The organism is uncultured Aquabacterium sp., from assembly GCF_947366995.1.
Lineage (GTDB): Bacteria > Pseudomonadota > Gammaproteobacteria > Burkholderiales > Burkholderiaceae_C > Aquabacterium.
Genome location: NZ_CANBCC010000101.1, coordinates 1 through 9,558, shown reverse-complemented (window position 1 = coordinate 9,558; position 9,558 = coordinate 1). Strand labels below are relative to the sequence as shown.

Here is a 9,558-nt window from a genome sequence, read left to right as displayed (position 1 = left end):
CAGGTAGAGCGCAGGCGGGTGGAAGGCCATGCCCGGGTCCTGCAGCAGCGCGTTGAGGTCGGCACCGTCCAGCGGGGCAGGCAGCAGGCGGGTATACGGGTTGGAACTCAGCAACACGAAGAGCAGCAGGCTGGTGGTGATCCAGCCGAGCACGGCCAGGACGCGCACCGCCAACTCATCCGGCAGCCCGCGGATGCGCCAGGCCACGCACGCCGCCCAGCCGGTCAACGTGGTCACCCACAGGAGCATCGAGCCCTCATGGCTGCCCCACAAGGCGGCCAGGCGGTAGCCCGGAGGCAGCGTCGAATGGCTGTGCGAGGCCACATAGCGCACCGAGAAGTCGTTGACCAGAAAGCAGGCCATCAGCGCGGTGGAGGCGATGAGGCAAAGGCCCAGTGCCCAGGCCGCCCCGCGCCGCTGGATGCGCAGGGCGTTGTCCGGCCCCGCGAAACCCTCGACCCCTGGCGCGAATGCCATGGCCAGCGCAGCACACAACGCGAGAATCAGGGCGAAATGGCCGAGTTCGGCGATCATGGCGTGCTGGCCAGCCAGGCCGGCCGTGCGGAGCGCCCTGCCTGCGGCGTGGGCGGCTGGTAGGTTTCATCGTGCTTGGCCAGAATCTGGTCGGCGCGGAACACGCCCTTTTTGTCCAGCCGGCCCGAGGCCACCACGCCTTTGTTCTCTCCGAACAGATCGGGCAACAGGCCCTCGTACACCACGGGCACGCGCCGTTGCCCGTCCGCCACCACGAAGTGCACGGCCAGGGTGCCCGGTCGTTGCTCGAGCGAGCCGGCCTCGACACGCCCGCCCATGCGGAAGACGCGTCCCGGCTGCAGGCCTTGCGCATGCACCTGAGACGGCGTGTAGAAGAAGGTCAGGTTGTCTCGCAGGGCCCCCACCACGAGGGCGGTAGCGAGGCCAAGCAGGCCTGCCATCAGTGCGAGGCGCCCGGCGCGGCGTCGGCTCGCCGGGCTCAAGGCCGCCTCCCTTCAGGCTCCGGGCGGTATTCCGCGCGCAGCGTCCGCCGACGATGCCACAGCGCGCCCGCTTCGACCACGAGCAGCAGTGTCGCCACGCCGTAGGTGGCCCACACATAAGGCCCGTGTCCGTTCATGTGCCAAAGCAAGGTCCAGTCGATTGTCACGGTCGTGCTCCTGCCATCTGGCGCGTCATCCAGGTCCGGCCCGCTTCTTTCTCTTCGATCAGCGTGCGCACCCGCACCAGGGACACCGCGATCGCGTGGCACCAGCACGCCAGCGTCATGGCGAGCAGCCCGGCCACCATGACCGGCGCCATCAGCACGCCGCCCGATACCGACAGGCTGGCACCCTGGTGCAGCGTGTTCCACCACACCACCGAGAAGTAGATGACGGGCAGGTTGACCAGCCCGACCATCGCGAGCAGTGCCGATGCCCGCTCGCCGCGTTCAGGATCCTCGAACGCGGTTCGCAATGCCATCACACCCAGGTAAAGACACAGCAGCACCACCTGCGACGTGAGCCTTGCATCCCACACCCACCAGGTGCCCCAGGTCGGCTTGCCCCACACGGCGCCGCTCACCAGCGCGATCAAGCCGTAGAGCAGGCCTGTGGGTGCCAGGGCCTGGGCCATCAAGGTCGACAGGCGTGTCCTCAGCACGAAGCCCAGTGCGGCATACACGGCCATGACGAAGTAAATGAACATCGACATCCATGCAGCGGGCACGTGCAGGAACAGGATGCGGTAGACCTCGCCCTGCTGCGCATCGGTGGGGGCTGCAAAGAACGCGATCCCGAGCCCGACCAGCGCGAAGACCACGGCGGCTGCAGCGAAGAGAGGCCACAGGCGCCCGGCCAGCGGGTGGAAAAGCGACGGCGACGCGTAGCGCAGGATGGGGTTCATTCGAGGGCGACCTCCAGTGCGCGCGCGACGCCCCACGGGCCGAGTGCGAAGGCCGTCAACGCGGTGGCGCCCAGCAGCATCAGCGCGCCGTGCGCCCAACCGCCCGCCGCGTCGCCCTGCGCGGCCCGCACACCGAACAGCATCACGGGCAAAGCCAGCGGCACGCTCAGCAGCGTCAGCAACATCAGCCCGCCGCGCGCACCCAGCGAGAGCGCGGCCGCCAGGGCCACGACGCCGCACAGGGCCGGCATCCCCAGCAGCAGCGAGGCCCCCAGCCACTGCCATTGCAGCAACGACAGTCCGTAGAGCACCCCGATGAGCGGCAGGGCGGCCAGCAGCGGCAGGGCGACCGTCAGCCAGTGGGCCGTCAGCATGCCGGCCACGGCCAGGGTCGGGCCGCCGGGCGCAAGCAGCATCTGCTCGAGTGCCCCGTTGGCGGCGTCGTCCTGAAACAGCCGGAGGCTCCCTGCGAGCATCGCGAGCACCGCTGCCACCCACACGATGGCAGGCGCCAGTGTGGGCAGCTCGTCGGCCGTGGGTGTCAGCACCAGCGGCAGCAGCCAGGCGACCAGCAGGAAGAAGAGCAGGGCGACCACGCCGTCCACGCGACGCCGCCACGCCAGGCTCAGGCCGCGAGCCAGCGCCAACGCGAAGGGGGACCGGTTCAGTGCGCGAGACCGGGTCGAGCGGACAAAGACAGTCTGTGCCATGAAGGGTGATCGGGCCAAGATGCCGTATGACAACTGAGCAAGGCCACGCCGCCGGCCTGAAGATGGCGGGCCACGCAGGTCTGCATGCGCTGCTGGCCCGCCGCATCGAGCGCAGCCAGGGGTTCGTCCAGCACCCAGAGCGGTTTGCGGGTCAGCAGAAAGCGAGCGAGCGCCACGCGCCGGCGCTGTCCCCGTGACAGGGCGCGTACCGGCTGCGCGGCGGCGTGCAGCACGCCCATGCCGTCGAGGGCCTCGTCCAGATCGGGGCCGGCCGGGGCCTCTCCGCCCAGGGCCGCCAGCCAGCGCAGGTTCTCGCGGGCGCTCAGGTCATCGTGAAGGCCGTCCTGATGCCCCAGGTAGGCCAGATCCTCACGCAGCGTGTCGAGGGCAGATCGCAGTGGCGTGCCACGCCAGAGGATGGCGCCAGCATACGCAGGACGCCACCCGCAGACGGTCCTGAGCAGGGTTGTCTTGCCGCTGCCATTGGGGCCTTGCACGAGTGCGGCCTGGCCGGCCTGCACGCACAGGCTCAATACCTGAGCCACCATGCGCTCGTTCCTGAACAAGCTCACCTTGTCCAGCTGCAGCATCAATGCACCCCCTTCATGTCGGGCAGGCGGTGCGCAATGCCCTTGTGGCAGTCGATGCAGGTCTTCTCGCCATTGGCCAGGTAGGTCGAGTGTGCATCGGCTGCGCGCTTGCTCTGCCGCGTGAAGTCCATGTAGTCGAACTCGTGGCAGTTGCGGCACTCCAGCGAGTCGTTGGCCTTCATGCGCTTCCACTCGTTTTCTGCAAGCTGGCGGCGCATGGCGGCAAACTTCTCCGGCGTGTCGATCGTGCCGAACACCTTGCCCCACACCTCCTTGGACGCCTGCATCTTGCGGGCGATCTTGTCTGTCCAGTTGTGCGGCACGTGGCAGTCCGAACACTTGGCGCGCACGCCGCTGCGGTTGGTGAAGTGGATGGTGCCCTGGAGTTCGGCGTACACATTGGTTCGCATCTCGTGGCAGCCGATGCAGAACTTCTCCGTGTTGGTCAACTCGAGCGCGGTGTTGAAGCCGCCCCAGAACAGCACCCCGGCCACGAAGCCGGCCACCGTGAGCACACCCAGGCTGATGTACCGGCTGGGCCGGCCCAACACGGTGAAATACCGCCGTATGAGTCTGAACATGCGTGCGCTCCGGTGGCTTACTTCCGTGGCCTTGCAGCGCCAGCAGGCGCGTTCAGCAAGGTGTCGACGTCAATGAAGCGGTTCTCCACCAAGGGGTTCTGCGGCACCTGGGACACGTGGCACTGCAGGCAGAAGTAGCGCCGGGGCGACAGCTCGGCGAGAAAGTTGCCGTCGCGGTCCATGTAGTGCGAGGTGCTGATCATGGGCGCCTGGCTTTCCTGCGTCTTGGTACGTGCATGGCAGAACATGCAGCGGTTGGCGTTCTTGTCGAGCTGGTAGCCTTCGATCTTGTGCGGGATGACCGGCGGCTGCATCGCATAGTTGCGCACCCGCCTGACGTCGCTGTTGTCGGCATTGGTCAGCGGGGGCGGTCGGGTGGTCTGCTCGATGGGCGCGCCACGCATGCGGTCCGTCATGTCGACCGCAATGGCGCCGCCTGCCAGACAGACGCCCAGCAACAGGGCCATGGACATGTTCTTCATGGTGATGCCTTTCGTGCACTAGGCCCGGTCCGTCACCTTGCGGATGGCGATGGCGCACTTCTTGAAGTCGGTCTGCAGCGAGATCGGGCAGGTAGCGTCGAGCGTGACCTTGTTGATGAGCTGGCTGGCATCGAACCATGGCACGAACACCAGCCCGGGCGGCGGCTTGTTGCGGCCTCGGGTCTCCACGCGCGTGCGCATCGAACCTCGGCGAGATACCAGCTCGACGATGTCGCCGCGGCGCAGGTTCAAGGCCCGGGCATCGTCGCCATGCATGTAGCACACCGCGTTGGGGAAGGCGCGGTAGAGCTCCGGCACACGTCGCGTCATCGAACCCGAGTGCCAGTGCTCCAGCACGCGGCCCGTGCACAACCAGTACGGGTATTGCTTGTCGGGCTCCTCTGCGGCCGGCTCGTAGGGCAGTGCGTACACCACCGCCTTGCCATCCGGGTTGCCATAGAAGCGGACCTCCTCGCCCTTCTTCACGTACGGGTCATAACCCTCGCGGTAGCGCCAGCGTGTTTCTCGGCCATTCACGACCGGCCAGCGGAGGCCCCGCTCGCGGTGGTACACGTCGAATGGCGCCAGATCGTGCCCGTGGCCACGTCCGAACTGTGCGTACTCCTCGAACAGGCCCTTCTGCACGTAGAAGCCAAAGGCCTTGGCCTCGTCGTTGTCGTACGCCGGGTCCATGTCCCTGAGCGGGAAGGCGTTGACCACCCCATTGCGGAACAGCACGTCGAACATCGTCTTGCCGCGGTACTCGGGCTTCTGGTCCAGCAGCTCGCGGGGCCACACCTCTTCCATCTTGAAGCGCTTGGAAAACTCCATCAGCTGCCACAGGTCGGAGCGCGACTGCCCCGGCGGCTTCACCAGCTGGTGCCAGAACTGCGTACGCCGCTCCGCATTGCCGTACGCCCCCTCTTTTTCCACCCACATCGATGTGGGCAGAACCAGGTCGGCCGCCATGGTGGTCACGGTCGGGTAGGCGTCCGACACCACGATGAAGTTCGCAGGGTTGCGGTAACCCGGCATGGCCTCCTGCATGATGTTCGGCGCGGCCTGCATGTTGTTGTTGACCTGCACCCAATAGGCATTGAGCATGCCGTCCTTCAGCATGCGGTTCTGCAGCACGGCGTGGTAGCCCGGCTTCTCCGGAATCGTGCCGGGCGGCAGCTTCCAGATCTGTTCGGCAATGGCCCGGTGCTTCGGGTTGGCCACGATCATGTCGGCAGGCAGCCTGTGGCTGAACGTGCCCACCTCGCGCGCCGTACCGCATGCCGAGGGCTGCCCGGTCAATGAGAACGGCCCGTTGCCGGGCGACGAGATCTTGCCTGTCAACAGATGCAGGTTGTAGAGCAGATGACTGCACCACGTGCCCCGCGTGTGCTGGTTGAAGCCCATCGTGAAGAACGACACCACCTTAACCTTCGGGTCGGCGTACATTTCGGCCAGGCGCACCAGGCGCTCCTTGGGCACCTGCGACAGCTTGGCCACGCTCTCGAGGTCGTACGCGCTCACGAAGCGCGCGTACTCCTCGAAGCTGGCCGGACGCGAACCGCCTGCGTCCTTCACGTTCTTTGCCTTGCGCTGCAGCGGGTGCTCGGGCCGCAGGCCATAGCCGATGTCCGTGTTGCCGATGACGAAGCGTGTGTGCTTGTTGATGAAATCTTGATTGAACCGCTTGTTCTGGATGATGTAGTTGGCGATGTAGTTCATGATCGCCAGATCGGTTTGCGGCCTGAACGTCATCGCGATGTCGGCCAGCTCATAGCAGCGGTGTTCGTAAACCGACAGCACCGCCACCTTCACGTGTGGTGCAGACAGGCGTCGGTCTGTCAGCCGCGTCCAGAGGATCGGGTGCATCTCGGCCATGTTCGAGCCCCACAGCACGAAGGCGTCGGTCTGCTCGATGTCGTCGTAACAGCCCATGGGCTCGTCCATGCCGAAGGTGCGCATGAAGCCCGCCACCGCCGAGGCCATGCAGTGCCGTGCATTCGGGTCGATGTTGTTCGAACGAAAGCCGGCCTTGAACAGCTTGGCCGCCGCGTAGCCTTCCCAGATCGTCCACTGCCCTGATCCGAACATGCCGATCCCGGTCGGGCCCTTGTCCTTCAGCGCCTGCTTGAACTTCTCGGCCATGATGTCGAAGGCCTGATCCCAGCTGATGGGCTGGAATTCGCCGTTCTTGTCATAGCGCCCGTTCGTCATGCGCAGCATCGGCTGCGTCAGGCGGTCCTCCCCGTACATGATCTTGGAGAGGAAGTAGCCCTTCACGCAGTTGATGCCCCGGTTCACCTCGGCGTTGATGTCACCGTGCGTGGCCACCACGCGGCCGTCCTTCACCGCCACGTTGACACCGCAACCGACGCCGCAGAAGCGGCACGGGGCCTTCGACCATTTCAGCTGTGTCCTGCTGGCATCGGTCACCACGTTCGCGGCGTCCAGCGTGGCGGGCAGCCCCGCTGCGGTGGCCGCCGTGGCAGCGGCGGTGTTGCGAATGAACTCGCGGCGCGTCGTCATGGGCCCATCTCCTCATTCATGGCGTCAGCCGGTTCCGCGTGCTGGTAGACCAGCGCCACGTTCAACACCCCTTCGATGCCGCGCACCTGGTCCAGCAGGTCCATCACGGCGCCGGCAGACGGGGCTTCCACTACCGCCACCACGCGCCCTTCGGGCGAGAACTGCGCAACGTCCATGCCCTCCAATGCATCCATGGCGCTGCAGGCGGCCACGGTATGAGGCTGGCGCGTGTGCACGATGACACCGGCAATGTGGATCTCATTCACGGCCTGGGTCCTGCGGGTCATCCTGGCAAGTCCCCGGTGATCAGCTGATAGATCCAGACGGCGAAGCCCCATCCCGCCACCACCCCGATGGTCGTCACGGGCGCCATCACAGCGGTGAGGAACAGGAAGGAGCGCCATTCCTCTTGCTTGGTCGAGGGGGCGGCCGGGTCGGATGTGTCGTCCACACGCGTCTCCTTGGCGACAAGGTTGTTCTTCGATGGAACGGGTACTGCGGGGACTGCCGGACTGCGTGGTGGACCACATCTTCTGAAGTGATCCTAAGAAAACGACAGCGGCATGGTTATGTGTTTTACAACTCGGGCCAGCGGCCCCGTCCGGACAAACAGGGGGCAAAATGCAGGCCCGGAGTGTTGGGCAGGAGTGCGTGGCGGTGTCAGGACAACTTTCGCTGGACGGGTTCGCTGCAGCCGACCCGCAGCCTTACAGCCTCTTCTTCGCGCTGATGCCGGATGCCGCCGCCGCAGGTCGGGCGGCAGAGGTCGCAGCACAGGTGGCGCGCGACCAGGGTGTGTCGGTCAAGACCCAGCGCGCGGCCCGCTTCCACGTCACGCTGTTCCACGTCGGCCATTTCCTCTGTGACGTTCCTTCCGGCACGCTGGCCGCCGCGCGTTCGGTCGCGGCCGGCGTATCTGCCCCGTGTTTTGATGTCAGCTTTACCCGCGTAGGCAGCTTTACCGGCAGATCCGGCAACCTGCCCATCGTCCTGCTCGGGGGCGATGCAGAACCCACGCTGATGGCCTTCCAGTCGACACTGCAAGACCGCCTGCTGCGTGCCGGGCTCACGGCGGGCGTGCTTCACAAGACCTTCAATCCCCACCTCACCCTTTTCTATGGCCGCCAGCCGCTCGAAGAGCGGGCCATCGAGCCCATCCAATGGCGTGCCGATTCGTTCGTGCTGCTGCGCAGCGTGATCGGGCAAGGCCGCTACATCGAAGAAGGGCGCTGGCCGCTCCAGGCTTCAGCCACCTCATCCTGAATCACCGTGACCGACACCCTCTCTCCCACAAGCGACGAGTTCGCCATGCGCATCGCGTTGGACCAGGCGCAGAACGCCTGGCTGGCCGGCGAGGTCCCCGTCGGAGCGGTGATCATGCGGGCAGGGCAGGTCGTGGCCACCGGCTACAACCGTCCCATCACCACGCATGACCCCACTGCGCATGCCGAGATCGTGGCCTTGCGCCATGCCGCCCAGCTGCTCGAAAACTACCGTCTGCCCGACTGCGAGCTGTTCGTCACCCTTGAGCCGTGCGCCATGTGCGCGATGGCCTTGATGCACGCGCGTTTCAAGCGGGTGGTGTTCGCTGCTACCGACCCCAAGACCGGCGTGGCCGGCTCCGTGATCGACCTGTTCGGCAACCGGCAGCTGAACCACCACACGGCGATCGTAGGGGGCGTGCTGGCGGAGCCGGCCAGCCAGATGCTCAAGCGTTTCTTCGCCGAGCGGCGGGCGCAGATCCGGGCCGAGCGCGATGCACTGCGCGCGGTGGCGGCCCGCCAGGCCTTGAACGGCCTCGACGTGATCGAGGAGGAGCCTTTGCTGCCCGTGGCCCAGGTCGTGGAGCTGCCGCCCGGCAGCTCCGAGCGCGACTGACGCATCTGGGCGTCACACCGACAGGCTCACCGTTTGAGCTTGCGGCGCCCCTTGGGCCACGCAGCGGGCTTGGGTGGCATGCCCAGCGCGGCGCGCGCCAGAGTATCGGCTTCCTGATTGCGGTGCCGTGGCACCCAGCCCAACGTGTGCGAGGTGAAAGTGCCGAGCACGGTGCGGGCTTGAGCCAGCAATGCCTGCAGCCGCACCGGATCCGGCGCGGCGTGCGCACCCAGCTGCTTGGCGATCAGGTCGCTGTCGGTGTAGACGGCCAGAGCCTGTGCCCCCATGCTGCGCGCCAGCAGCAGACCGGCCACCAACGCCTGCACTTCCGCCTCGTTGTTGCAGCCAGGGTCGGCCAGCCTTTCCGACACGGTGTGGCGCGTGCCATCGGGGGACACCAGCACCGCCCCGATCCCCATGCGCCCGGGGTTGGGCAACGCACTGCCATCACAGTGCAGGCGCCAGGGCAGGGCCTTGCGCTCAACCACGCCCGCGCTCCTGCGCGGTGTCCGCAGTCTCGCAGACCGCTTCCGCCAGCGCGGCCACCGAAAGCGGTGCACAGCCTTCGGCCTTGTTGCTGATCGAAACGTAGGCCGGCAAGCCGGCACCGGTTGTGGCACGAACCACGCGCGCCAGCGTGGCCCGCGTGTCCGAGTCGGCATCCTGAATGTGGTCGAAGGGCGCATACAGATCGCGGGCCGCTTCGTATCCGTAGGCCCCATGCCGGCGATGGAGGTTCCACCGGCATACCAGCGGCGAGGGCCACAGCGCCCGCAGCAAAGGCAGCTGTGCGTCGATCGTCGGCATGCGGGCGTGCAGACCGAGACAGTACGTTGCCCCGGCTGCCTTCAGCACCTCGGCCAGCTCCCGCGTAACCAGACTGGCGTCTCGCACCTCCACGGCCACCACGCCG

Annotated in this window: 15 protein-coding genes; 2 read left to right on the top strand and 13 right to left on the bottom strand. The window is 66.6% G+C overall.

The features are described from left to right. From ccsA to Q0Z44_RS17540, 11 genes are all read right to left on the bottom strand, one after another. Positions 1-534, bottom strand: a 534-nt coding sequence (gene ccsA, locus Q0Z44_RS17590; RefSeq protein WP_298015201.1) for a cytochrome c biogenesis protein CcsA, incomplete at its 3' end; no start/stop codon positions are given. Next, on the bottom strand, positions 531-977 hold the full coding sequence (ccmE, locus tag Q0Z44_RS17585; RefSeq protein WP_298015199.1) for a cytochrome c maturation protein CcmE: 447 nt from the start codon (positions 975-977) through the stop codon (positions 531-533). The genes ccsA and ccmE, both read right to left, overlap by 4 nt. Continuing rightward, entirely contained in the window at positions 974-1,144 is a 171-nt protein-coding gene (gene ccmD, locus Q0Z44_RS17580) for a heme exporter protein CcmD (RefSeq protein WP_298015196.1), read from the bottom strand. The genes ccmE and ccmD overlap by 4 nt, the downstream gene beginning before the upstream one ends. Continuing rightward, positions 1,141-1,881 (bottom strand): heme ABC transporter permease CcmC, encoded by a 741-nt coding sequence (gene ccmC / locus Q0Z44_RS17575; protein WP_298015194.1) that lies wholly within the window; start codon positions 1,879-1,881, stop codon positions 1,141-1,143. The genes ccmD and ccmC overlap by 4 nt, the downstream gene beginning before the upstream one ends. Next, positions 1,878-2,591 carry a heme exporter protein CcmB gene (locus Q0Z44_RS17570; RefSeq protein WP_298015192.1) on the bottom strand — a complete coding sequence of 238 codons (714 nt, stop codon included), beginning with the start codon at positions 2,589-2,591 and terminating at the stop codon, positions 1,878-1,880. The genes ccmC and Q0Z44_RS17570 overlap by 4 nt, the downstream gene beginning before the upstream one ends. Next, entirely contained in the window at positions 2,546-3,181 is a 636-nt protein-coding gene (gene ccmA / locus Q0Z44_RS17565; protein WP_298015190.1) for a cytochrome c biogenesis heme-transporting ATPase CcmA, read from the bottom strand. The genes Q0Z44_RS17570 and ccmA overlap by 46 nt, the downstream gene beginning before the upstream one ends. Next, positions 3,181-3,762 (bottom strand): NapC/NirT family cytochrome c, encoded by a 582-nt coding sequence (locus Q0Z44_RS17560; RefSeq protein WP_298015188.1) that lies wholly within the window; start codon positions 3,760-3,762, stop codon positions 3,181-3,183. Before Q0Z44_RS17560 ends, ccmA begins: the two co-directional genes overlap by 1 nt. A 17-nt stretch (positions 3,763-3,779) precedes the next feature. Further along, positions 3,780-4,244 carry a nitrate reductase cytochrome c-type subunit gene (locus Q0Z44_RS17555; protein ID WP_109036517.1) on the bottom strand — a complete coding sequence of 155 codons (465 nt, stop codon included), beginning with the start codon at positions 4,242-4,244 and terminating at the stop codon, positions 3,780-3,782. A gap of 18 nt (positions 4,245-4,262) precedes the next feature. Further along, the gene (gene napA / locus Q0Z44_RS17550; RefSeq protein ID WP_298015184.1) at positions 4,263-6,767 is read right to left on the bottom strand and encodes a periplasmic nitrate reductase subunit alpha; all 2,505 of its coding nucleotides are present in this window, start codon (positions 6,765-6,767) and stop codon (positions 4,263-4,265) included. After that, on the bottom strand, positions 6,764-7,033 hold the full coding sequence (locus Q0Z44_RS17545) for a chaperone NapD (RefSeq protein WP_298015182.1): 270 nt from the start codon (positions 7,031-7,033) through the stop codon (positions 6,764-6,766). The genes napA and Q0Z44_RS17545 overlap by 4 nt, the downstream gene beginning before the upstream one ends. Before the next feature lie 17 nt (positions 7,034-7,050). Continuing rightward, positions 7,051-7,218, bottom strand: a complete 168-nt coding sequence (locus tag Q0Z44_RS17540) for a periplasmic nitrate reductase, NapE protein (RefSeq protein ID WP_298015180.1) — start codon at positions 7,216-7,218, stop codon at positions 7,051-7,053. Positions 7,219-7,424: 206 nt separating this feature from the next. On the opposite strand from Q0Z44_RS17540, the gene Q0Z44_RS17535 reads away from it, so the two are divergent. Further along, positions 7,425-8,030, top strand: a complete 606-nt coding sequence (locus tag Q0Z44_RS17535; RefSeq protein ID WP_298015178.1) for a 2'-5' RNA ligase family protein — start codon at positions 7,425-7,427, stop codon at positions 8,028-8,030. A 6-nt stretch (positions 8,031-8,036) separates the two neighbouring features. After that, positions 8,037-8,645, top strand: coding sequence for a tRNA adenosine(34) deaminase TadA (gene tadA / locus Q0Z44_RS17530; RefSeq protein ID WP_298015176.1), 609 nt, complete (start codon positions 8,037-8,039; stop codon positions 8,643-8,645). Positions 8,646-8,671: 26 nt separating this feature from the next. Here tadA and Q0Z44_RS17525 read toward each other — a convergent pair whose 3' ends face one another. Beyond that, entirely contained in the window at positions 8,672-9,133 is a 462-nt protein-coding gene (locus tag Q0Z44_RS17525) for a ribonuclease HI family protein (protein WP_298015173.1), read from the bottom strand. Continuing rightward, positions 9,126-9,558: DUF72 domain-containing protein (locus tag Q0Z44_RS17520; RefSeq protein ID WP_298015170.1), on the bottom strand; the 433-nt coding region annotated here is incomplete at its 5' end. The genes Q0Z44_RS17520 and Q0Z44_RS17525, both read right to left, overlap by 8 nt.

What these genes read in the sequence shown, in the direction of transcription:
- ccmC (WP_298015194.1), bottom strand. Translation starts at nt 1,881, where the DNA reads ATGAACCCCATCCTGCGCTACGCGTCGCCGTCGCTTTTCCACCCGCTG.
- Q0Z44_RS17570 (WP_298015192.1), bottom strand. Translation starts at nt 2,591, where the DNA reads ATGGCACAGACTGTCTTTGTCCGCTCGACCCGGTCTCGCGCACTGAAC.
- ccmA (WP_298015190.1), bottom strand. Translation starts at nt 3,181, where the DNA reads ATGCTGCAGCTGGACAAGGTGAGCTTGTTCAGGAACGAGCGCATGGTG.
- Q0Z44_RS17560 (WP_298015188.1), bottom strand. Translation starts at nt 3,762, where the DNA reads ATGTTCAGACTCATACGGCGGTATTTCACCGTGTTGGGCCGGCCCAGC.
- Q0Z44_RS17555 (WP_109036517.1), bottom strand. Translation starts at nt 4,244, where the DNA reads ATGAAGAACATGTCCATGGCCCTGTTGCTGGGCGTCTGTCTGGCAGGC.
- napA (WP_298015184.1), bottom strand. Translation starts at nt 6,767, where the DNA reads ATGACGACGCGCCGCGAGTTCATTCGCAACACCGCCGCTGCCACGGCG.